The 21833-nt window shown below is 65.9% G+C and carries 25 protein-coding genes and 2 pseudogenes; 8 read left to right on the forward strand and 19 right to left on the reverse strand.

Features of this window, described 5'->3' with window-relative positions:
• Nucleotides 1-2: 2 nt before the first annotated feature.
• The 3 genes and pseudogenes from AO501_RS09250 to rnhA all read right to left on the reverse strand — a co-directional run.
• Nucleotides 3-257, reverse strand: a pseudogene (locus tag AO501_RS09250) (MMPL family transporter); the annotation flags it as partial.
• A 71-nt stretch (nt 258-328) separates the two neighbouring features.
• Complete coding sequence (locus AO501_RS09255) at nt 329-1132, reverse strand: DUF1906 domain-containing protein (protein WP_055577435.1); 804 nt, start codon at nt 1130-1132, stop codon at nt 329-331.
• Nucleotides 1133-1250: 118 nt separating this feature from the next.
• Nucleotides 1251-1709 carry a ribonuclease HI gene (rnhA, locus tag AO501_RS09260; protein ID WP_055577436.1) on the reverse strand — a complete coding sequence of 153 codons (459 nt, stop codon included), beginning with the start codon at nt 1707-1709 and terminating at the stop codon, nt 1251-1253.
• Nucleotides 1710-1834: 125 nt separating this feature from the next.
• On the opposite strand from rnhA, the gene AO501_RS09265 reads away from it, so the two are divergent.
• Nucleotides 1835-2509, forward strand: coding sequence for a TetR/AcrR family transcriptional regulator (locus tag AO501_RS09265; protein ID WP_055577489.1), 675 nt, complete (start codon nt 1835-1837; stop codon nt 2507-2509).
• On the opposite strand, the gene AO501_RS09270 is transcribed toward AO501_RS09265, so the two are convergent.
• A complete protein-coding gene (locus tag AO501_RS09270; protein WP_082658500.1) occupies nt 2500-3543 on the reverse strand; it encodes an alpha/beta fold hydrolase in 1044 nt (347 codons plus the stop codon). The two genes, AO501_RS09265 and AO501_RS09270, sit on opposite strands and share 10 nt — an antisense overlap.
• A gap of 93 nt (nt 3544-3636) precedes the next feature.
• On the reverse strand, nt 3637-4209 hold the full coding sequence (locus tag AO501_RS09275; protein ID WP_055577438.1) for a TetR/AcrR family transcriptional regulator: 573 nt from the start codon (nt 4207-4209) through the stop codon (nt 3637-3639).
• 105 nt (nt 4210-4314) lie between these two features.
• On the opposite strand from AO501_RS09275, the pseudogene AO501_RS09280 reads away from it, so the two are divergent.
• Both AO501_RS09280 and AO501_RS09285 read left to right on the forward strand, forming a co-directional pair.
• A pseudogene (locus AO501_RS09280) lies at nt 4315-4790 on the forward strand (DUF1772 domain-containing protein).
• A 35-nt stretch (nt 4791-4825) separates the two neighbouring features.
• Nucleotides 4826-5212, forward strand: a complete 387-nt coding sequence (locus tag AO501_RS09285; RefSeq protein WP_231752417.1) for a nitroreductase/quinone reductase family protein — start codon at nt 4826-4828, stop codon at nt 5210-5212.
• Here the strand turns inward: AO501_RS09285 and AO501_RS09290 are convergent.
• Genes AO501_RS09290 through AO501_RS09300 form a run of 3 tightly spaced genes read right to left on the reverse strand, consistent with a single transcriptional unit; the run spans nt 5197 to nt 6708 of the window.
• Nucleotides 5197-5562, reverse strand: coding sequence for a PaaI family thioesterase (locus AO501_RS09290; RefSeq protein ID WP_055577440.1), 366 nt, complete (start codon nt 5560-5562; stop codon nt 5197-5199). The two genes, AO501_RS09285 and AO501_RS09290, sit on opposite strands and share 16 nt — an antisense overlap.
• 16 nt (nt 5563-5578) lie before the next feature.
• A complete protein-coding gene (locus AO501_RS09295) occupies nt 5579-5923 on the reverse strand; it encodes a hypothetical protein (RefSeq protein WP_055577441.1) in 345 nt (114 codons plus the stop codon).
• A 38-nt stretch (nt 5924-5961) separates the two neighbouring features.
• Complete coding sequence (locus tag AO501_RS09300; protein ID WP_055577442.1) at nt 5962-6708, reverse strand: alpha/beta fold hydrolase; 747 nt, start codon at nt 6706-6708, stop codon at nt 5962-5964.
• A gap of 150 nt (nt 6709-6858) precedes the next feature.
• Here AO501_RS09300 and AO501_RS09305 point away from each other — a divergent pair, with 150 nt between their 5' ends.
• Nucleotides 6859-7065, forward strand: coding sequence for a hypothetical protein (locus tag AO501_RS09305; RefSeq protein WP_055577443.1), 207 nt, complete (start codon nt 6859-6861; stop codon nt 7063-7065).
• A gap of 20 nt (nt 7066-7085) precedes the next feature.
• Here the strand turns inward: AO501_RS09305 and AO501_RS09310 are convergent, their stop codons facing one another.
• A complete protein-coding gene (locus AO501_RS09310; protein ID WP_055577444.1) occupies nt 7086-8522 on the reverse strand; it encodes an APC family permease in 1437 nt (478 codons plus the stop codon).
• A gap of 18 nt (nt 8523-8540) precedes the next feature.
• Complete coding sequence (locus AO501_RS09315; RefSeq protein WP_082658502.1) at nt 8541-11063, reverse strand: glycogen/starch/alpha-glucan phosphorylase; 2523 nt, start codon at nt 11061-11063, stop codon at nt 8541-8543.
• Nucleotides 11064-11212: 149 nt separating this feature from the next.
• Between AO501_RS09315 and AO501_RS09320 the strand changes: the two genes are divergently transcribed.
• On the forward strand, nt 11213-11854 hold the full coding sequence (locus AO501_RS09320; RefSeq protein ID WP_371934962.1) for a TetR/AcrR family transcriptional regulator: 642 nt from the start codon (nt 11213-11215) through the stop codon (nt 11852-11854).
• Here the strand turns inward: AO501_RS09320 and helR are convergent.
• Nucleotides 11791-14067 (reverse strand): RNA polymerase recycling motor ATPase HelR, encoded by a 2277-nt coding sequence (helR, locus tag AO501_RS09325; protein ID WP_197419807.1) that lies wholly within the window; start codon nt 14065-14067, stop codon nt 11791-11793. The genes AO501_RS09320 and helR overlap by 64 nt on opposite strands.
• A 91-nt stretch (nt 14068-14158) precedes the next feature.
• Between helR and AO501_RS09330 the strand changes: the two genes are divergently transcribed.
• On the forward strand, nt 14159-14566 hold the full coding sequence (locus tag AO501_RS09330; RefSeq protein WP_063892842.1) for a CD225/dispanin family protein: 408 nt from the start codon (nt 14159-14161) through the stop codon (nt 14564-14566).
• Here AO501_RS09330 and AO501_RS09335 read toward each other — a convergent pair.
• The 3 genes from AO501_RS09335 to AO501_RS09345 form a co-directional block, all read right to left on the reverse strand.
• Complete coding sequence (locus AO501_RS09335) at nt 14554-15120, reverse strand: TetR/AcrR family transcriptional regulator (RefSeq protein WP_055577445.1); 567 nt, start codon at nt 15118-15120, stop codon at nt 14554-14556. The two genes, AO501_RS09330 and AO501_RS09335, sit on opposite strands and share 13 nt — an antisense overlap.
• Complete coding sequence (locus AO501_RS09340; RefSeq protein WP_055577446.1) at nt 15117-15440, reverse strand: DMT family transporter; 324 nt, start codon at nt 15438-15440, stop codon at nt 15117-15119. The genes AO501_RS09335 and AO501_RS09340 overlap by 4 nt, the downstream gene beginning before the upstream one ends.
• Nucleotides 15441-15515: 75 nt before the next feature.
• Entirely contained in the window at nt 15516-16151 is a 636-nt protein-coding gene (locus tag AO501_RS09345; RefSeq protein ID WP_055577493.1) for an HD domain-containing protein, read from the reverse strand.
• Nucleotides 16152-16253: 102 nt separating this feature from the next.
• On the opposite strand from AO501_RS09345, the gene AO501_RS09350 reads away from it, so the two are divergent.
• Entirely contained in the window at nt 16254-16679 is a 426-nt protein-coding gene (locus tag AO501_RS09350; protein ID WP_055577494.1) for a DoxX family protein, read from the forward strand.
• On the opposite strand, the gene AO501_RS09355 is transcribed toward AO501_RS09350, so the two are convergent.
• From AO501_RS09355 to AO501_RS09365, 3 genes are all read right to left on the reverse strand, one after another.
• Nucleotides 16672-17379 (reverse strand): hypothetical protein, encoded by a 708-nt coding sequence (locus AO501_RS09355; RefSeq protein ID WP_156452426.1) that lies wholly within the window; start codon nt 17377-17379, stop codon nt 16672-16674. The two genes, AO501_RS09350 and AO501_RS09355, sit on opposite strands and share 8 nt — an antisense overlap.
• Before the next feature lie 14 nt (nt 17380-17393).
• A complete protein-coding gene (locus tag AO501_RS09360) occupies nt 17394-18224 on the reverse strand; it encodes an oxidoreductase (protein WP_055577448.1) in 831 nt (276 codons plus the stop codon).
• Between the two features lie 73 nt (nt 18225-18297).
• Nucleotides 18298-18561, reverse strand: a complete 264-nt coding sequence (locus AO501_RS09365) for a hypothetical protein (protein ID WP_055577449.1) — start codon at nt 18559-18561, stop codon at nt 18298-18300.
• 175 nt (nt 18562-18736) lie between these two features.
• Here AO501_RS09365 and AO501_RS09370 point away from each other — a divergent pair, with 175 nt between their 5' ends.
• Nucleotides 18737-19435, forward strand: a complete 699-nt coding sequence (locus AO501_RS09370; protein WP_197419809.1) for an MspA family porin — start codon at nt 18737-18739, stop codon at nt 19433-19435.
• A gap of 7 nt (nt 19436-19442) precedes the next feature.
• Here the strand turns inward: AO501_RS09370 and AO501_RS09375 are convergent, their stop codons facing one another.
• Entirely contained in the window at nt 19443-20108 is a 666-nt protein-coding gene (locus AO501_RS09375) for a nitroreductase family protein (RefSeq protein WP_055577450.1), read from the reverse strand.
• The gene (locus tag AO501_RS09380; RefSeq protein ID WP_055577451.1) at nt 20095-21624 is read right to left on the reverse strand and encodes an Hsp70 family protein; all 1530 of its coding nucleotides are present in this window, start codon (nt 21622-21624) and stop codon (nt 20095-20097) included. The genes AO501_RS09375 and AO501_RS09380 overlap by 14 nt, the downstream gene beginning before the upstream one ends.
• Nucleotides 21625-21833: the final 209 nt, after the last annotated feature.

Raw genomic sequence — 21833 nt, forward strand, 5'->3', positions numbered from 1 at the left:
CTTCACGGCGCTACCGCTCCTCTACCTGAGCCGTGAATGTCCATCTTTTTCGGTCGATGTGGCCACCAGCTCTTCTCGCGCAACAGCGTGGCGATGGCAGGTACAGTGACGGTTCGGACGACGAACGTATCCAGCAGCAGCCCGCAACCGATAATGAACCCCGCTTGGATCATCATGCCGACGGATCCGATCATCAAGCCGAACATGCTGGCGGCGAAGATGATTCCCGCCGAGGTGATGACGGACCAGATGTTCGCTTCGACCTCGTCGGCGGGAACCCGATCCGGTCGGCGAGCAGCGCCAGAGACGGGAATATGGCCTTACCGGCTCACGGATGCAGGTGCCACTGACCGCAATCCGCGGCAAGGATGTCGTTGACGTCCACTTCTTGTCCTCCCACTTTGGGGCCCGGGTTCGACGCCGTACTCACCACGCGTTGGTAGAGGACCGCGGCGGGGTCGATCCTGCTCCCGGACCAGGCTTTGGTCTGCCAGGCCCACCGATGGCCGGGGGTGCGCGAGTTTCCGATGACTCCGTCAGCGGCTGCCCACTGGCATACATCGATCCCGCCGTAGACACCGGTCCGCTGCACGCCCAGAACGGAGTTGATTCCGCGAAACCACTTCAGCGCCAAGTTGTTCCAGGTGTCGTGGTTGATGTCCTCGTCGATGGTGAAGAAGATCGGGGCACTCTGACCGCCACCCGCCGCCGTGTGCAACTTCCAGGCGGTGCGGGCATCCTCGACGCCACCGGCGAACCCGCGCTTGAAGTCCGACGATGCCGTCCCGCCCGGCTTGCCGTACTGGTAGTTACTGACGATCATCAGCCCGGCAGCGGTCAGCTGCTCGGCGTAGGACCGGGTGATCGGCTTGGCGCCGAAGGACGAGCCGGGACGCGACAGCGAGACGTAGTTGATGACCCCGGAGTAGCCGGCGGCTTTGATGTGCTCGGCTGGGATCTGGTGCATGGCGAAGTCGATCAGTTTGGGTGCGGCGGCAGCCGTCGCAGGTGCCGTTGTCGAGGCCACGTATAAAGCCGGCAGCGCGGAGAAGGCGACGGCATAGCGCATGAAGTCACGACGAGCAACAGGGCGCGCGTGCCGTGTCCAAAGATTGATCGAGCAGTCCTGCATCGCGTGATGCTATGTATGTGACCGTCGGAGATAGAAGTGGCGTATGTGACCTGATACCAAATCGGTCCGTGCGGTTAACCGGACAGAGTCGAAAACGAGTGGACCGCTCGCGCGAAGGCTAGCCGGAGAGCGCTTCCCGCAGACCCCGGGTTGCCAGTTCGTCCGCAAGTTCGTTGTCGTCGATACCTGCGTGCCCCTTCACCCAGAACCACTCGACGCGGTGCCGGGCGCAGGCCGCCTGGAGCCTCACCCACAGGTCGACGTTCTTCACCGGTTGCTTCGCGGCGGTCATCCAGCCGTTGCGCTCCCAGCCGAGAACCCATTTGGTGATGCCGTTCCGGACGTAGGTGCTGTCGGTGTAGAGGTGGACCTGCACCGCTCGGGTCAGTGCCTCCAGCGCCATGATCGGCGCCGTCAGCTCCATCCGGTTGTTGCTCGTCAGGCCGGGTTCGCCGCCGTACATCTCGCGAACGTGGTGACGCTGGCGCAGGACGGCACCCCACCCGCCGGGGCCGGGGTTGGGTCTGCACCCGCCGTCGGTGTGAATGACGACGATGTCCGGGGCGGTGTCGACCATGCGCCGAGGATAGGCAACGGCTATCGCTGGTATGCGTGCGACACGACGCACCTGCTGATCAACTCCGAAACACCCGCCTGAAGATATCGTCATTCACGAATGGCGCTATTTTTGAAGAAAGCTTCATAACCGAGGAGCCAACGCCCGTGTCTGATGACCGCCCACTCAACCGCCTGGAAAGACGGAAGAAGCGCACCCGTGCGGCGCTGATCGCAGCCGCGCAGGAGTTCATGGCGGCGGGCAAGCTCAACGTGCCGATCCAAGACATCAGTCAAGCCGCTGACGTCGGCGTCGGCTCGTTCTACAACCACTTCGAGACGAAAGAAGATCTCTTCGAAGCGGCCATCAATGAGATCCTCGATGCGCACGGGGCGTTGCTGGACGCGCTGACGGAGTCGATAGACGACCCGGCCGAGAAATTTGCATTCAGTTTCCGGCTGACCGGGCGGATGTTTCCTCAGCCGGCAAGCCGCATCGTCCTCAACCACGGCCTGGCCCCCATCACCGCCGACCGGGGTCTGGCGCCGCGCGCCAAGCGCGACATCGCCGCCGCGGCCGCAGCCGGCAGGCTCCACGTCGCGGATCCGAAACTGGCGATGGCCGTCACCGCCGGAGTGTTGCTGGGGCTGGGCGAACTGCTGCAGGCCGAACCTGAGCGTGACGCGGCGCAGAACACCGACCGGGTCGCGGAAGACCTGCTGAGGATGTTCGGGATGTCGGCCGACGAGGCTCACCAATTATGCTGCAAGCCATTAGATTTCGACACACTTGGCCAATTGCAGGCGGCGGTTCAGCCGTAGGCGGCACGCGCCGAACGGCTTTGGGACACCGTGTCGCAGAAGTCGCTCAGCACGTCAACCGTTTCCTGTGGCGCCTCGAACGGCCAGAAGTGCCCGGTGTCGAACAGATGCAGGCCACTTCCAGGCGGCAGCAGCTCCAAAAGTCCTGATTCCTCGTAGAATTCGCGGGGCTGCAGCGGATCGTGGGCGCCCTGCAGCAGCAGCACCGGAGCCGTCCAGGACCGAATAAGCCGGGTGCGCCGGTCCACCCATTCCTGACGAAACGACGACGAGTGGAAATAGCGGGGGACCGAGGTCGCGATTCCCGGGTAGCTGAACTCCGCGCTGGAGCGCAGCAGATCCCGTTCGGCGACCGGCCTTTCGGTGAGCCACGAGTACACGGTCAGGACGAAGCGGCGTGCCTCGGTGAGCATGGCCGGCGCCTCCGGCGACTGCATCAATTGTTGTTGCGGGTGCAGACTGGGGTGCAAATGCCAGAAGTGTTGCTGCCCACGGCCGTAGCCGCGGAGCCGATCGCCGAGCGCCGCGGCGAGGTGGTCACCGACGGGGCTGCCGCGGTCGTGTGTGATGAGGGTGAGTTCGCCGACTTGCAGCGTGTCGAGCAGGGCGCCGAGCTGCTGCGCCACCCCCTCTTGGCGGTAGTCGCCGCTGCGTTTGTCGGACTGACCGTAGCCCTTGAGGTCGATGGCCAGGCAGTGATAACGGGGGCTGAGGGCCTCCAGGGCGTAGTGCCATTGCCACCACGAATCGGGCAGTCCGTGCAGAAACACCACTGTGGGATCTGACGGCGTTCCGGATTCCACGACGTGCCAGCGGACCGTTTCGCTGTCGCCCGGGGCTTCGACGAAGCGGTGGACCACGCTCACATCGCCCAGTTGCTCGGCTTCACCGTCGTGATTGGGGCGGGGCGGTTCCTGTTCACCCAGGGCCGTGACGAGTTCGTGCGCGGTCTGCACCGCGGCAGCGAGGCCGTCCTGCAGCTTGTCAGCCACCCGCGGCGGGGGCGCGGTGTAGTTAAGTTCAGAAGCTGCCACGGTCGACCTCCGGCGAAAAGAGTAGTGAAGATATCTTCAGTCACGAGGTAATCGGCAGTCAAGGCGTTTATGAAGAAATCTTCAGAAACTACGTCACGGCGCAAGTAGGTTAACCAGCAGATTGACACGGTCGGCGTCGAGGCCCGGGCGTAGCCGGCGAGTGCGGGACAGGCTGACCAATCCGTGCAACGCCGACCAGAGCACCTCGGTCAGGGTGTCCGCATCGCGGTGCTCGGCAATGGCCGCGACCACCTCGCGCAGTTCGGAGAAGGCCGCTGCCAATTCTGGCGGCGTGTCCTCGGCGGCGAAGTGCAGGGAGGTCGCCCGAATGAACATCGCGTCGTAAAGGGCAGGGCTCTCCCAGGCGAAATCGACGTACCCGTGCGCAACCCGCCGCAGCGCGTCGGTAGTCGTGGTGGCGCCGGCGCGCGCGGTGTGCAGTTTCTCGGTGAGCTCGCCGAACCCCTCGAGGGCGACGGCCTTCGCGAGTTCGTCCATGTTGGTGAAGTGCGAATACAGCACGGGTTGGCTGTATTCGATCTCGGACGACAGTCGGCGCGTGGTGACGGCGTCCCATCCTTCGTCCTCGGCCAGACGGCGCGCGGTCGTCACGATCAGCTGCTGTCGCGCGGCTCGTTCACGGGTGCGACGGTCCTCGGCGGGCATGCGCAATAGTAGCATTGCTAGTTCCAATAGCACCGCTATTGACACGTGCGACGGAACTGTCTAGCGTTGCTAGCATATCTAGCAGTGACCAAAGGAAGGCCTCGCATGTCCCTCGTCCAGTTCGCTCAACTTGCGGCGCTGATCGCCGTCGTCGCCAACGGGGTGGTTTACGGCACCGATGTGTTCTGCGGCTCGTGTTGCGGCCCGCCCTGGCCCAGGTTGACGACCAGGCGCTGTCGGCGGTCAGCGGTTTCGTGCACCGCTACGGTGACCGGCGAATGCCCGTGCCAGGAGTCGTCGGTGTCGTCGCGGCCGCCGCCAGCGCCGCACTTGCCGCAGTCGCGGGGCACTGGGACCAGGCGATCTCGGCCGGCGTGGCCGTGGCACTGTTGTTCGTCTGGCTGCTGCTCTACCTCCGCGTCAGCGCGCCGATCAACCGGCAGCTCACCGCTGCCGCCGATCGGGGTCGGGTATTGCCGAATGTGCGCGTGCTGCAGGCTGATTGGGACCGGATCATCAATGCCCGCGCCCTGTTGCAGGGTCTCGCGCTGGCCGCCTTGTGCCTCGCTCTGATCGCCTGACCCCGCGCCGAAGCGAACCCGGAAGGAATGGACCGATGACCACACGACCGAAAACCCTTGGGCGACTGCTGATGCGCGCCGCTCCGGTGATCAACGCGCCGGTCGCCGCAGTAGCCAGGTCACCGCGTTTCGCCGGACTGGTGAATCGAAACATCGCCATGCTCAGCTACACGGGGCGGCGTTCCGGACGCAGCATCAGCATCCCCGTCGCATATCGCCGCACCGGTGACGAGGTCACCGTGAACGCCAACCTGCCCGAGACGAAAACGTGGTGGCGCAACTTCCTCGGCGACGGTGGCCCGGTCACGCTACAACTCAAGGGGATCGAGCGCACCGGTCATGCGGTGGCCGCCCGGGACAGCGAGGGCCGGGTCACCGTTACGGTTCGGCTGACCGACGCCGGAGGTCAGACGACGGCGTGACTCCCGACCGCGCGGGCGACCAGCTTGCCGTCCTGAAACACCTCCGCCTCCGAGGCGACGACGCGGCGACCGGCCTTCGTCGTCCGCGCCTTGCAGGTGAGTAGCGTCCCCGCGACCGCCGGCCGCAGGTACTGGATCATCAGGTCGAAATGCGGAGCCGCCCTCTCGTCGTCGAGTGCGGAGTGAACCGCCAGGCCGGTGCTGGTGTCCAACAGGGCCGCAAGGAATCCGCCGTGGACGCTTCCGCGCTCGTTGCAGTGTTCGGCAGCTGGCAAGGCCTCCACGATCGCGTCCGGCCCTTGCGACGGCACGTATCGGAAGCCCAGGAACTGGGCAAAATTACGCGTCATCGCCAAATTGGTTGCCTCACTTGCGTTGCTGACGCGTGGATTCGCGCACCGCTTCGGCCGCATCGCGAAAGATCTGCCCGAAGTCGGGTACCCGGGCACGCGCGGCGGGCAGCGGCGCCGTCGGACGCTGCGTCTCGGCCAGGTCCAGAACCAGCCACGCGCCGAACTGGTGGGGTTGCACGCGCAGCAACAGGGTGTCCAATTCGTCTTCGAGCACCACGGGAACGGTCACGAATTCGCCCGGTTGCGCCTTGTCGAGGCGGCGGCGCACGTCCGTGACATCGGCATCTTCGGCGAGGCGCCACCGCAGCTCCTGGCCGGTTCGGTGGGCCGGCGAATACAGCACGAGATATTTCCCCACGAGACGAAGCGTAAGGCCTGTTTCCGACGATGCGTCGCTCAGTCCAGCAAATTCCAGAACTCGGTCAGGGCCGCCGCGCCGCGTGCCGGGTCCTGCACCATCCACCAATGCCCGAGGCCGTCAAGCACTGCGGTGCGGGCGCCGGCCCGCTCGGCCGCCCGCCGCCTGGTTTCTTCGCCGCCGATATACGGGTCGTCGGTCGCCAGCAACGACAGCCCGGGCCGGGCCGCGGCGTTCTCGAGGGCCCGTCCGGCTTCGGCCATCGCCGGCTGGGCGGCCGAGCGGTAGAGCGTCAGAATCGCCCGGCCCATGGCCGCGTCCTGTTCCCGCGCGATCGCCGTGGCGATGTCGGCCGGTATGCCGAGCGCACCCATTTGCGCGGCCCGGTCCTCGACGGTTCCACCCAGCATGGTGTCGACGAGTTGCTCACCGTCGCCGGGCGTCTGCCAGATCTGCGCCATGTCGTGCCAGACGTAGTCCGCGTCGAACAGGCCGACGGCGTCGCTGGCCCAGCTGCGGACCAGCTCGGGCCGGTGCATCACCACATTCACCACGTGCCCACCACCCCAGTCGTGACCGACCAGGTCGATCACGCCGCCGATCCGCTCCAGTTCGCGCTCGAGCCAATCGCGATAGGCGACATACGTCGCCGGGAAGTCCTCAGGTAGGGGTGCGCCGAATCCCGGCGGGGACAACCGCACCACGTCGTCGCGTCCCAGCGCGTCGATCAACGGACCCCAGATCGCATCCGTCTCCGGATTGCCATGCACCAGAACAATCGACACGCTGCCTCCTTTTCCGAGTTCCGATTAGGCTTTACTCCGGAGTCGCATTAGTCTTGCGCGCGGTCCGTCATCCGACTCAGGAACACACCTATGCCTCTTCAGCCCACTCTGCGCCGCCCACACTCCACGCGCAGAGGTCGTACACAGCGTATGAACTGCGTGACTGTTGGCCAGTGCTTCGACATCGACATCAGCCGTGACGCCGACGGATGGTTGATCCGGATACCCGAGGTGGACGGGATCGCCCGCGCCGTTCGCCGTTCGGCGGTCGAGCTCGCGGCGCGGCAGTGCATCGCACGCAAAACCGGCATTCCCATCGGTTACGTCGCCGTCTGGGTCGCCAACGAGAGCCGTTAGCCGGTCGCCGTTTCTGCCCGTCAGTGCGAGAAGACGGTCAGATCCCCGGGCTCGTTGTCGAGCACCTCGCGGTTGAAGATCATCATGTACCCGAAGTACAGGGCGCCCGTGCCCAGCAGGCCGGCCACGATGATCATCGGTACGACCGCGGAGGCGGGGGAGAGCAGGATGATCAGCGCGCAGACCGACCAGATCAGCGCCGCCACCGCGATCGGCAGCTCGAACCGCCCGATATCGAAAGCACCTTCCTGACGATCCAGTCGTTTGCGCACCACCAGGTACAGCACGACGATCATGCCGTAGGTCAGCGCCGGGAACACCGTCCCCGAGGTGATGAGCTCCAATAGCGCGTCGCCCGGCAGTGCGGCCAGCACCGCCACGCCGATGACCACAGGCACGACGGTCGCCGGAATCGGCGTCTGGGTCCGGGAATTCACGCGCCGCATCAGCCGGTGGGCGGGAAAACGGTCGTCACGCGACATTGCGAAAATCATCCGAGAGCAACTGGTCAGCGTGACCATTCCGCCTCCGAAGAAGGCAATCGCAATGGCGACCAGGAAGATTCGCTCGGTCACCGTGCCGAGTTGATCGTGCATGATCATCGCCACCGGTGAACCGGCGGCCGAGACATGCGGGATGTCGTCGATGGCGACCGTCAACGCGATCAGGAACAGCAGGCCCAGCACGCTGGCCGCGGCCACCGATCCCACGATGGCACGCGGAACGCTGCGGAACGGGTCCTTGGCCTCCTCGGCCATATTGGCCGCGGAATCAAAGCCGACCAGCGTTCCCAGGCCCACGATCATGACGGCCATCAGGCCGCCGCCGAAGGCGAAGTAGTTCGGCGCCCCCTCGGTGATACCGCGGGACGTGAGGTTGCCGACCGAGCCGTTTCCCGTCACCGACACGACAACGACGAGCGCGATGGCCAGCACCACCACGATGGACAACTCGATAGCCACCGCCGCCGAATTGATTAGCGCAACAATCCTTGTCGACGCGATCGCGAGTACAGCCTGGATCACCATCACCGTCACGGTGATCAGGCGCGCGGTGTCTTCATCGGGCGCGATGTTGAACAACGGCATCAGGCATGTGCTTGACATCGCGCTGTCGATCGCCATCAGCCCGGTGATCAGGTAGCAGAAGGTCAGCCACCCGAAGAACCAGCCGATCTTCGGGTTGGCCAGGCGCGATCCCCACTGATAGGACGAGCCGCTGAGCGGGATGCGGGCGGCGAACTGTGCGATCACCAACGCGATCAGCAGCTGCCCCACCGCGGCGACGATCCACGTCCAGATCCCCACCGGGCCGGAGTTGCGCAACAGGTCGTCGTAGGTTCCGAAGATGCCCACCGCCACCGAGATGAAGGCGAACGAGACGGCGAACACCTGGAAGGAACCCAGGGTGCGTTTCAGTTCGGGCTCGTAACCGTATTCCTCGCTGAACTCAGTCATTGAGCCCCCGTATCTTCCTCAGATCTTGACGGTCAGCGGCCAGACTTTCCAGATGTCCTCGCAGTATTCGGCGATGGCGCGGTCTGAGGAGAACTTGCCGCTGCGCGCGGTGTTGAGGATCGACATCTTCGTCCACGCGTCCCGGTCCTGCCAGGCCTGGCTCACGCGCTCCTGGCATTCCACGTAGGACGCGAAGTCGGCGCACACCAGAAAGGAGTCGTGGTAGCGCAGGTTGTCGACCAGCGGCCGGAATACCTGGTGATCGCCGTGCGAGAACGTCCCGCCGGCAATCAGGTCCAGTACCGCGCTGAGTTCTTCATTGCCGTCGATGTAATCCGCGGGCCGGTAGCCGCGCGCCTTGAGCGCTTCGACCTCGTCGACGGTCAGGCCGAACAGGAAGAAGTTCTCCGGGCCCGCCTCCTCGCGGATTTCGACGTTGGCCCCGTCCAGGGTGCCGACCGTCAGCGCGCCGTTGATCATGAACTTCATGTTGCCGGTGCCCGAGGCTTCCTTGCCCGCGGTGGAGATCTGCTCGGACACATTGGCCGCCGGATAGATCAGATGCGCGTTCTGCACGTTGAAGTTCGGGATGAACGCCACCTTCAGGAACTTGTTGACCTCCGGGTCATTGTTGATGGTCTCGGCAACGGCGTTGATCAGCTTGATGATCCGCTTGGCCAGGAAGTACCCGGGTGCCGCCTTGCCACCGAAGATGAAGGCGCGCGGGGGAATCGACAGCCCGGGATTCTGCTTGAGCCGGTAGTAGAGCGCAACGATGTGCAACACATTGAGGTGCTGACGCTTGTACTCGTGAATCCGCTTGACCTGGATGTCGAAGATCCATTCGGGATTGAGTTCCACGCCCGTGGCCGACCGAACGAAAGAGGCAAGGCGCGCCTTGTTGTTGCGCTTGATGTCTCGCCACTGCTCCCGGAAGGACGAGTCGTCGACGAACTGCTCCAGCCCACGCAGCCGGCCCAGATCGGTCAGCCACCCGTCGCCGATGGTGCGGTCGAGCAGTTCGCGTAGTCCGGGATTGGCCAGCGCCAGAAAGCGGCGTGGTGTCACGCCGTTGGTCTTGTTGCTGAAGCGCTCCGGCCACATCTCGTAAAAGTCTTTCAGCACACTGTCTTTCAGCAGTTCGGAGTGCAGCGCGGCGACCCCGTTGACGGCATGGCTGCCGACCGTGGCCAGGTGTGCCATCCGGACGTTCCGGCCACCGTCCTCACTGATCAGCGACATCCGGCGGACCCGGTCGTGGTCACCGAGGAACCGGATGCGGACTTCGTCGAGGAACCGGCGGTTGATCTCGTAGATGATCTCGAGGTGACGGGGCAGCGACTCGCCGAACATCTCCAGGGGCCAGGTTTCCAGCGCCTCGGGCAGCAGCGTGTGGTTGGTGTAGGCGAACGTGGCAACGGTGATGTCCCACGCCTCCTCCCAGTCCAGCTGACGCTCGTCGATCAGCAGCCGCATCAACTCGGCGACCCCGATCGACGGGTGAGTGTCGTTGAGCTGCAGCGCAAATCGCTGGGGAAGTTCACGCACCGAGACGTCGGCCAGATCGTCCATGATGTGCAGCACGTGCTGCAGCGAACAGGACACGAAGAAATGCTGCTGCAGCAGTCGCAGGCGCTTGCCGGCCTCCGGCTCGTCGTTGGGGTAGAGCACCTTGGTGACCGTCTCGGAGGTGACCTCGTCCTCGACCGCCTTGTAGTAATCGCCGGTGTTGAACGCTTCCAGCGCGAACGACTTCACCGCGCGCGCACTCCACAGCGTCAGCACGTTGCAGGTGTTGACGCCGTAACCCTGGATGGGGGTGTCGTAGGCGACGCCCTTGAGCATCAGCCCGGGCACCCAGCGTGCGCGTTCGCGCCCCGCGTCGTCGGTGTAGCGCTCGACGTAGCCGCCCCACTTCACCAGGTAGTTGACGTCGGGTTTTGCTATTTCCCAAGGGTTTCCGCTATCCAGCCAATTGTCGGTCTGCTCGACCTGCCAGCCGTCGTGGATCTCCTGATCGAAGATGCCGAACTCGTAGCGGATGCCGTAGCCGATCGCCGGGCGCTCCAGGGTCGCCAGCGAATCCAGGTAGCAGGCGGCCAGCCTGCCCAGACCGCCGTTGCCCAGACCGGGTTCCTCTTCGCAGGCCAGCACCTCGTCGTAGTTCTGGCCCATCGCGGAGAGTGCTTGTTTGGCCGCTCTTTCCATGCGCAGGTTCAGCAGGTTGTTGCCGAGCTGAGGTCCCATCAGGAACTCGGCCGACAGGTAGCAGGTCACCTTGCGGCCGAGATCGAGGGACACCTGCGTCGAGGCAACCCGGCGGTCCTGCATGCGATCACGCACGGCGAGCGCGAGCGCGCGGTAGTAATGCTCGGGCCGCAGCGCGGCCGCCGGGCGGCCGATCGAATAGCGCAGATGATCGGTGATCGCACGTTGCAACGCGGCGGCGCCCATGCCCGTTCGGGAGTGCTCGATCAGTTCGGCCCGCCCTGAGCCGGTGGCAGGAATCTCGTCGGAGGGTGTCTGATCAAGATCAGTCATGGTGGGTCCTATCCCTGGAAATCTCGCCGGCGCACGGGGGGAAACAGGCAAAGAGGCCTGCAGCGATGTTTGCACACCTGGCACGGGAATGCCGTCCGAACACATGAACAGCTGGCTATGTACTCGTTATGCATTAGTCTCACGCTACGATGAAACAGATGGCCAAGAAGGCGGTGACTCCCGGGCCGCGCGACGAGCGCGGGGTGCTGCAGGCGCGAATCCTCAACTCCGCCAGGCAGGAATTCGCCACGCACGGCTGGGCTGGAACCACGATCCGGGCCGTCGCCCGCACCGCCGACGTAGACCCGGCGCTGGTGTATCACTACTTCGGCTCCAAGGAGCGCCTGCTGGACGCGGCGACGGACCCGCCGGCCAAGTGGCTGGAAACCGTCGCGCAGACGTGGGCCACGCCCCGCGACGAGTTGGGCACCCGCCTGGTCCGCACGGTGCTCGGCGCCTGGGCAGACGACGAGATCGGTCCGGTCCTGCGCGCCGTGGTGCTCACGGCCGCGCACGACGACCGCACCCGGGAAAAGCTGCGCGCGGTGGTCGAGCGCAGCCTCATCGGTGGTTCGACGCTGGGTACCGACGAGACGGATCGGCTGCGGCGCAGCGGGTTGATCGCCAGTCAGCTGATCGGCTTCGCCCTGATCCGCTTCATCTGGAAAATCGAACCGGTGGCTTCGATGTCCGAAGAAGACGTGGTAGCCGCCGTCGCGCCCAACATTCAGCGGTACATCGACGGAGACGTCGTCGCCAGACCGTCCAGCACCGGCTGCAGCGGTTCCTGATGGACAACGCCGAGGCGCTGAGTCGCGCGGGTGAGGGCGACGTAGAGCTCGGCGGCGCCGCGAGGGCCGTCGGCCAGGATCCGCTGCGGATCCACCACCAGAACGGCGTCGAACTCCAGCCCCTTGGTCGCTGACGGGAGCACCGCGCCGGGGACTCCGGGTGGCCCGATCACCACGCTGGTGCCCTCGCGGGATCCCTCGTCACGCACGAAATCGTCTATGGCAGAAGTTAATTGACTTCCATCTACCCTTCTTGACCACGGCCGGACGCCGCACGCGCGGACCGACTCGGGCGCCACGACGTCGGGTGCGAACTCGGCGAGCAATGCGGCGGCGACGGCCATGATCTCCGCCGGCGTGCGGTAGTTCACCGTCAGCGACCGGTAAACCCAACGGCCGGGCACGTAGGGCCGCAGCATCGCATCCCAGGACGTCGCACCGGCCGCGGATCGTCGCTGCGCGAGATCGCCCACCACGGTGAAGGATCTGGCCGGGCAGCGACGCATCAAGACCCGCCAGTCCATTTCGGACAGTTCCTGCGCTTCGTCGACCACCACGTGCCGATATGTCCAATTCCGGTCCACCGCGGCGCGTTCCGAGAGTTCACGCAGATCGCGTTCGACGAATCGGTCGGCCAGGTCCTCGCCGTAGAGCAGGTCCTGGGCGAGCAACTGGTCTTCGTCGTCCATCAGGTCTTCGCGGCTGACCATCAGGTCCAGGACGCCCGCCGCGTAGGCTGCCTCTTCGGCTTGTTCCTGTGCGGCAGTCTTTCTGGCGAGTTCCTCGGCCTCTTTGTTGACGCCCAGCAGATCCACCAGCTCGTCCAGCAGGGGCGCATCGGACACCGTCCACGCGTCACCGCTCTCGCGCCACAGCGCGGAATCGGCACCCGCCGCAAGCAGCCTCTCGGGCGACTCGTACAGCGCGGACAGCAGCGCGTCCGGGGTCAGGATCGGCCAGAGCTCATCGAGCGCGGAGGCGAACGCGGCGTTGTCCGCGAGTTCTTCGATCAGCTCCTCGCGAAGCTTCTCCCACGCGTTGCGGTCCGACCGGGTCAGCCAGCCGCGGCCGATCTTGCCGATCGCCCGCTCGGTCAAGACCCACGTGACGATGTCGGTGAACGCGGCGCGGGCCGCGTTGTGCGGCAGCCCGGTGGCGCGCGCCTCCTCCCTGGCCCACTGCGCCGTCTCGGCGTCGATGCGCAGGGTGACATCGGACAGCTTGATGAGCAGCGGATCCTCCGGCAGCCGTTGGTAGTCGGCGATCGCGGCGGCGAGCACATCGAGGATCTGCAGTGAACCCTTGAGGCGCGCGGCGGTTGGCTCATCCTCGGCCGTAATGTGCAGACCGGGAACCAGATCGCCGACCGTCATGAACACCACGGTGGATTCGCCGAGTGAGGGCAGGACGCGGCTGATGTGGTCCAGGAAGGCCGGATTGGGACCGATGACGAGCACGCCGTGGCGTTCCATCCGCTCGCGCTGGGTGTAGAGCAGATAGGCGACACGGTGCAGCGCAACCACCGTCTTGCCGGTGCCGGGACCACCCTCGATCACCAGCACCCCGGAGTGGTCCAGCCGGATGATGGCGTCCTGCTCGGCCTGGATGGTGGCCACGATGTCGCGCATTCCATCACCGCGGGGGGCGTTGATCGCGGCGAGCAGGGCTGCGTCGCTTGAGCTTTCGCGCTTGTCTCCGTCGTCCGCGCGGCCGAGCACCTCGTCGGTGAAGTCGACGACGCGACGCCCGCGGGTGTGGAACTGGCGGCGCCGCCGGATGTCCTCGGGGTTGGCTGCCGTCGCGGTGTAGAACGGACGCGCCGCCGGCGCGCGCCAATCGATCAGCACCGGTTGGTACTCGTTGTCCTCATCGAGCAGGCCGATGCGCCCGATATAGGACCGGTTTCCCGAAATACCGTCCAGCCGACCGAAACACAGCCCGTCGTCGGCGACGTCGAGGCGCTTCATCCGCCGCGCCAGCGCCCGGACTTCGACATCGCGATCCATCGGCGTTTCGCCGTCGCCCCGCAAGGCGGCGCTGTACCTCGATTTCGCCTGCGCCCGTTCGGCGTCGAGCCGGGCATAAAGGCCGGTGACGTAGTCCTGTTCGAACCGCAGTTCGTCATCGAAGCTGGTAGCTGACTCCCGCAATTCACCCCCCAATCCATGGACCCCGACCCACGCGGCGGCGTCCGGCCAGCAATTGTGCGGCATGAACCGGGCCTTGCCGCAAGCCCCCGGGGCCGTTATAAGGTGATAAGGGCTTGAAAAGGCTTTGCGCGCAACCTCGTCGTCTGGAGTCCCCATGACCGGACCGCCGCCCGACAACCCGTACGGTGGCTATCAGCCACCCGGGGAATATCCGCCGTATCAGGGCGGCGGGTACCAGCCGCCACCGCAAGGACCTTACGGCGGCTACCCACCGCCGTCGCCGCAGCCCTATGGCGGGTTCTCGCCGCAGGGGCCCTACGGGCAGCCGATGAAGCCCAACAATTACCTGGTGTGGTCCATCATCACCATCTTCCTGTGCATGATCCCGGGCATCGTTGCCACGGTGTATTCCAGCAAGGTCGACGGGCTGTGGGCACAGGGGCGATGGGCGGAGGCGAGCAGGTCCGCGAACACGGCCAAGACGTGGGCCATCGTGGGAACGGTCCTCGGTGGGTTGCTCTGGTTGTCCTACCTGGGCAGGCTGGGCTCTCACGTCTCGTAGTCAGTCGCCGCCAGCCGGGCGATGGCGTCGGCCAGCGCGTCGGTGGTCAGCGGGGTGCCGGTAGCCAGCGGATGCAGCATGGCGCCGTCGAGAAACACCGCGATGGCGTCCGCGGCCCGCCGTCCGACCCGCGGCTCCAGCAGTGCGACGACGCCCTCGTTCCACACCCGGGCCAGGGGCCGCAATTCGTCCCGGTAACTCGCCGCCAGATACAACTCGTTGAGCGTCCGGTACCGGTCGTGGTCGGCCAGGTAGTCGGCGGTGAGCCGGGCCAGCACGGCCGGCAGGTCGGGGTCGGCGTCCAGTTCCTGCCGCCACTGCTCCAGGTGCTCGGCCGAGGTGGTGGCGGCGTGCGCCAGAGCTGCTTCCCGCAGCTCGCCCAGGTCGCTGAAATAGTAGGTCGTCGACCCCACCGGGACGTCCGCCTCGGCTGCCACCAGGCGGTGTGTCAGCTGGCCGAGGCCGCGGCGGGCGATCACCCTGGTAGCCGCTTCGACGATCGCCTGACGGCGGCCGGCCGGGTCGCGCGGCCGGCGTTCGGGCGCGGAGCTCAATGCGCACCGCCGAGGTTGAGCGTGACGACCCCGCCGATGATCAGTCCGACACCGATCAGCTTCGCCGCCGACAGGGGTGAGCCGAGAAACGCCACGGCGATGAACACGATCACGGCCGTCCCGATCGCAGACCACAACGCGTAGGCGACATCGGTCTGCATCCCGCGCGAGATGGACAGCGCCAGCAGGGCAAATGACACCGCGTAACCGACCAGGCAGATGACGGTCGGCCACAGCCGGGTGAAACCCTCGGTGGTCTTGAGCAGGCTCGTCGCCGCTACCTCCGCGAAGATGGCGACCAACAGGAATAGATATGCCACGACACTCTCCCTTGTGTACAGATGTACATGTACAAATGTACACTACCATCGTGGCGGGTCACCACCGATCGGCGGTCAATTTCCCCATCGGCCGAGGGCGGCCATCTGTTCCAGCAGGGTGATTCCACCGTCGCGGCGTTCGCGCAACACCTCGCCGGCCATCGTGTACGGGAGCGCCGCCTCGGGGCTGCGTTGCGCCTGCGCGGCGATCGCGTCCATCAGAGACTTCGCCATGGCCAGGCGTGGGTAGCGGGCATGGATGGCCGCGGCCGCCCGGTCGTCGATGAAGTCGGCGTTGCGGCCGAAATCGATCCCCACGCCACCGTTGACCAGGTAGCAGATCGGCCCGCGGCGCTGGGCGATTCCGAACGAGCTGTGCAACGCAATCGCTTCCCACACCGCATCGATCACCGCACGTTCACAACCCTGCTCGGTCAGCAGGTTGGCCGCCAGGTCCGCGCCTTCGATCTCGAAGCGTTCCTTGCCGGCGGCGGCCGTACCGGCGCCGAGGTCATGCAGGACGCAGCCCAGGAACAGCGTCTCGCTGTCGAAATCCGAGCCGGGTTTCAGGCCTTCGTGCGCGGCGAGCAGCTCGCCGAAAAGATAGCTGCGCACACTGTGGTTGAAGACGGACTCCGATTCGGTCGATCGGGCTAATTCAATTGCGGCACAGGAAACTTCAGAGTTCAGGAGTGATGGTACCGGTTGCATGAACACGACTGTACGAGCCGCGGCGGTGTCATCGTTAGTGGCGCAGCAGACACCGATCCCACGATTTCGGCCATGTCGGGCCGCGACCGTAACGTGGGCGCCATGACAAACGACCTCAACCACCGCGTGGCCGGCTTGTCGCCGGCAGTTCTGAGCCTGTTCCGGTTGGTCTACGGCTTCCTCTTCGCCGGCTACGGCTCGATGATTCTCTTCGACTGGCCGGTCCCATCCGGGCAACCCGTCGGGGTCGGGGACTGGCCGGGCTGGTACGCCGGCGTGATCGAACTGGTCACCGGGTTGCTGATCGCTGCGGGACTGTTCACCCGTATCGCTGCCTTCGTGGCCTCCGGCCAGATGGCGGTCGCGTACTTCTGGATGCATCAACCGCTGGCGCTCTGGCCGATCAGCAATCCACCCGACGGCAACGGGGGAACTCCGGCAATATTGTTCTGCTTCGGCTTCCTGCTGCTGGTTTTCACAGGGCCCGGTCGGTACGCGCTGGGCGGTAGTCGGTTGCGGCTCAGATGATTCCGCTGACGCGTTCGCTGCAGTAGGTCCGTTTGGGCTGAGGGAATGTGACCGTGCGCGCCCCCGATGGGCAGGCCGATGTGTCGACGGTGTTGTCCAGCCGCGTGGTGATCCGCACCACGGTGCCGCCGGCGCCGCAGCTCACCGCGCGTATCGTCTCGCCGTTGTGATCGGACGAATAGCAATGGCTGACAAGCAGATTGGGTATGAAGCAGCGTCGCAAACCGTCGTGCTCGACGGATAGGTAGGAGCTGCTGTCGAGCTTGCCGTCCGGACAGTTGCCCCTGGAGTCCACCTTTGCGGCGTATTCGAGCACCGCCTCGGGATTGCCGCAACTCTTGGACTTCCAGCGCTGCTTGTCCAGGATTTCGTTGGTGAAACAGTCGCCCACCGCCAGTCGGGTGCTCCGGCCGGCGGCCAGGGCCACCGTACCGACGACGCCGAGGGCGCTCACGGCGAGCAACACGACACCCGCGACGATCAGGCCTGCGCCCGACTTGTGGGGTGGAGGCGGCAACGGCGGGTAGCCGCCACCGGGGTAGCCCGGGAATGCGGGCGGGTACCCGCCCGGATAGCCGGGCAGGTGGCCCGGCGGGAACTGGGCCTGAATGCGCCGCGCCGAACGCCTCCGCAACCCGATGATCAGCAGCGTCACTCCCATGGCGGTGCAGACGAATGCGCCGAGGACCCCCGCCGCCAACACCGCTCCCTGCATTAGTTGTCCAGATTGGTGCTGGTAGTGAACTCTTCCCACGCCGATATCTCGGCCGCTCTGCGTTCGGCGATGTGGCGGTAGGAGAACAGGGCATCCTCGCCGAGCAGCAGGAAGGCGGGGGGCTCGTCGGACTCGACTGCGGTGATGATCACCCCGGCCGCCTTGGCGGGGTCACCGGCCTGACTGCCGTGCATGGTGTCGTTCTCGATCCGGCGGCGCCCGGCGGTGTCGGCGTAATCGTCGATGACGGAAGAGGATTGGGTCAGCGAACGCCCGGCGAAATCCGTTCGGAAAGCGCCGGGTTCGACGACGGTGACCGAAATGCCCAGCGGCGCAAGCTCACCGTGCAATGCCCCGCTCATGCCCTCCACGGCCGCCTTGGCGGCCGAGTAGTAACCCGATCCGACCGGCGTCAGCTGCACGCCGATCGAGGAGATGTTCACGATCGCACCGGAGCGGCGCTCCCGCATGCCCGGTAGCACCGCCTTGATCATGGCGACGGCGCCGAAGAAGTGGGTTTCGAACAGGGCGCGCACATCTTTGTCGTCACCTTCTTCGATGGCGGCGCGATATCCGTAGCCGGCGTTGTTCACCAGGACGTCGATGCCGTCGAACCGATCCTGTGCCTGCTGGACGGCCGCGCCGACCTGTTCGGCGTCGGTGACATCGAGGGCCACGGCCAGCGTGCGCTCGGATGCGGTGTCAGCCAGGTCGGCGATTTTCGCGACGTCGCGTGCGGTGACGACGACATTGTGGCCGGCGTCGATTACCGCCTCGGCGAGAGCGCGGCCGAGGCCGGTCGAACAACCCGTGATGAGCCAGGTGGACATCGGCGACCTTCCTTCCGGTCAGAGGCGTTAAAGCCAGCAGGCGGAACGGAATTCGCGACGTGTCTCGGTCAGCCTAGAATCCCATCTTCTGGCACTTGACGTGTTGGTTCTGACAGTACATTCCGCTGCCGGTCCACTCCTTGGGCCCGGCGCCGTGCTGTGTGGAGTCCCGGTCGCGGGGATCGAGAGTCAATCCCGGAACGATTACGAGCAGGTCGTCGATGATCTGGGGCGCCGCGTCGTCCGGATCGGCGCGGGCGACGCCGGCGCTGCCCGCCAGGGCCGACATCGCGATCAGGACGGCCAACAGGGCGGTAGCGAACCTGTGACGTGTCATGGTCGCCCTCCCTGCCGATTGGCGCGAACGGTCAACTGCGGAGTCTACTCGCGACACGGTTTGTCCAGCCTCCCGTCTTTGCATCGCGAACCAGCTACAAACGCGCAACAACTTCGAGTTGCGGCCTCGCGCAAACCCGGACTGAGATCCCGCCGTGCCTAGCGTGTAGGCCGTGATGCCGATTTCCGCGGTTGTTCGCCGGGCTGCGGTATTCGCTGTGTGCCTTCTGTTGGTGACGCCCGCCGCCGCGGCGACTGCGCAGCCCGGCGCCGAACCGGTGTCGGGCACGGGGTCACCGGCCGACGGTGTCCTGCCGCCCGGCACACCCGCGCGGGTCAACACCCCCGATGGCTGGACGCTGGCCCTCGGTGCGAAAGACGAGAAACAGGTTCCCGTCGCGCCGCTGACCACTGCGGCGTCGTCGCGCGAATACCTGTCCAGCGGAGTGTTCGTCGCGTCGTTGCAGGGTCCGGAACCGCCGCACGGCATCCTGGAAGTCGGCTATGAAATCGGCTGCGGCATCGACATGAGCACCGCCAACGGCGTCACCATGGCCAACGGCGGCGGTATCGCCCCGTCGCTCGGCGCGGAGTTGCCGCTGGGGCCGGGCCAGCCACCGGTGCTGCTGCCGCTGATCACCGGCTCGTACAACGGGGTGGTGAGCGTGGGCATGAAGCCCGGCTTCGTCGTCGTGGTGCCGGTCGTGCGAAAAGAGTTCAAAGGCCCGAACCCCTGGATCATGATCAGCGACTTCCACATCAAGATCGACGGATGCGTGGGACAGTCGTTCATCCGCTCGTACTCGACCTTGACCCGCATCACCGATGAATCTGACGTGGTGGTGTCCTACGTCGGCACAACCAAGGCCGTCTGACCGGGTCTCAGCCCGTGAACGCCGGGCCGTCGAAACGTTCCCGGGTGACGAACTCCGCGACCGGACGGCGGCGCAGTTTCGTCAGCTGGCGCGGTGGCTTTCCGAGCGGCACCAGCGCCGCGACCGCGTGCGAACCCGGAATTTCCAGCAGCTCGCGGACCGCGTCTTCGCGTGGAATCGCCATTGTCGTGATGGTGCCGCCATAGCCTTCGTAGCGGGCGGCCAGCAGGATGCTCCACACCAGCGGGTACACCGAGGCTCCGCCGGCGAGTCCGGCGCGGTTCAACTCCTGATCCAAGGCGGCCACCACGTTCAGGTCGACGGAGACGACCAGGACGACGGGAGCGTTGACCATCGGCGCAATGAACGTCTCGGGAACCTCGGTGTCATCGATGACGTCTTGCGGCACCGCGGTGGGATGCACCGGATTCCAAGGGTTTTCACCGGCGGTCAGCTGGGCGAAATAGCGACGGGCGGCGGGTGCCCCCAGTTCCGCGAGTCGCCGGCGGGTACCGGCGTCGCGCACCACCGTGATGTGCGCGCCCTGCCGGTTGCCACCGCTGGGAGCGAACCTGGCGTTGTCGAGGATGCGGTACAGGACGGCGTCGGGCAGTGGGTCATCGGTGAATTCCCTTGCGGCGAAGGTGCTTCGCAGGACGTCATAGAACTCCATGGCCCCGCCGTTCCAGCCGGAAGGTGCGTTGGATGCCGGTCGGCTCGGTGGTGAGGGTGACTTCCACCGCGCCGGTAGGGCCCACGGTGTAGATCTCCTCGACGTCGGGCCCCTCCTGCCAGCGGCCCACCGGCTGGCGCCGCAGATCGTCCCGGTCGGTCAGCGCCGGGTCGAACGGGAACAGGACCGGATCGTAGGGCGTGACGTCGCCGTCGGGGCGCCCGTCGACCACGCGGCTGCACTCGACGAACCGGAAGTGCCCGATGTTGTGCGCCGCCCGGTACTTTCGGCTGACGACCAGCGGTGTGCGTCCGTCGGCGGGCAGCGCGGCGTCTTTGGGCACGATCGGGTCGAAGACCACGTCGGCGCCGGCCTGCGCCTCCCGGAAAACCCCAAAATGCCGCGAAAAGCGTTCGGAGAGAACGAAACCCGACTCCGTGTCCAAGAAGACGGCAAGTCCGATGGCGGTCGCGGCGAACGGGTGCGGTGAGCGCTTGACCCGCTTGTCGCCGAAGCTCGCGCGCAGCATCCGCGACACGATCGGGAAGCTGCCCGCGCCACCCACCACGTAGATACCCGCCACCTCCGACCACGGGACGTCTCTGCCGTCACCGACCGGGTCGTGCAGGACGCGCGAAAGAAGCTCCGTCGTCTTGTCGACGAGCGGTGCACACGCGGCGTACACATCGTCGATCGGGCAGGAGAACGGCGGGCGGTCAGCGCCGTCGATGACGGTCAGGTCCACCAGGAAGCGCCGGGTCTGCGGACCGACCGCCTCCTTGCGGGTGGCGCACTCCTCTACGAGCAGTTCGTAGGGTGCGCCCCGCACGCCGGGCAGTTGTGAGTCGGCAAGCACCAACTGCGCGATCGCGTCGTCGAAGTCGTCACCGCCGAGTCGTTGAATTCCCTCGCTGACCACGACTTCGTTGACGTGCCCGGCCATTTTCAGCAGCGAGGCGTCGAACGTGCCACCGCCCAGGTCGTAAATCAGCACGTACTCGCGTTTGGCGGTGATCGTGGAGCGGTACCGGTGGGCGTATTCCAGTCCCGCGGCGGACGGCTCGTTCAGCAGCGCGACGACCTCGAACCCCGCCGCGGCGAAGGCATCCAGGGTCATAAAGCGTTGGGCGCTAGACGAATTGGCGGGCACGCTGACGGCCGCCTGGACGGCCTCACCGCTGGCGGCGCCGGCATTCGAGCGCTCGATGAGATCGCTTTTCAGCTGGGCCAGAAACCCGGTGAGCAGATCGGCCAACCGGTATTCACGGCCCGCCAGCCGCACCATGGTCTGCGGCCCGGCGTCGTTGAGCAGACGCTTGAACGACCTGAGCACCTCCCAGCCGGGTTCGTGGCGCACCGCCGCCGCGTCCAGGCCGTAACGCAACTCGCCGCCGGGATCGGCCGCTATGACCGACGGCCACGTGTCGACGCCGTCGTAGGAGACGACCGGGTAATTGCCCCGGTCGACGATCGCTGCGACGGTGTGGGTGGTGCCGAAGTCGATACCGACTCTCATTCCGCACAATTCTAGGGCCCGGCAAGGCAGTTCGGCACCACCCCGCCACCAGCGCGCCGCGGCCGGTGCGATGACGCGGCGCCGAATCGTTCCTGGCCAGCCGATACGCAAGTGTTTTCGGGAACGTAAGTTGGCGACCTAAGTCCCTAGTGGGACGGCGTGCGCGTTGCGCAAGCTGAACCCGCCGGCATTGCGCAAAGTAGAGGAAG

Origin of the sequence: Mycobacterium gordonae, from assembly GCF_001417955.2 — a bacterium.
Classification (GTDB): Bacteria; Actinomycetota; Actinomycetes; order Mycobacteriales; family Mycobacteriaceae; genus Mycobacterium; species Mycobacterium gordonae_B.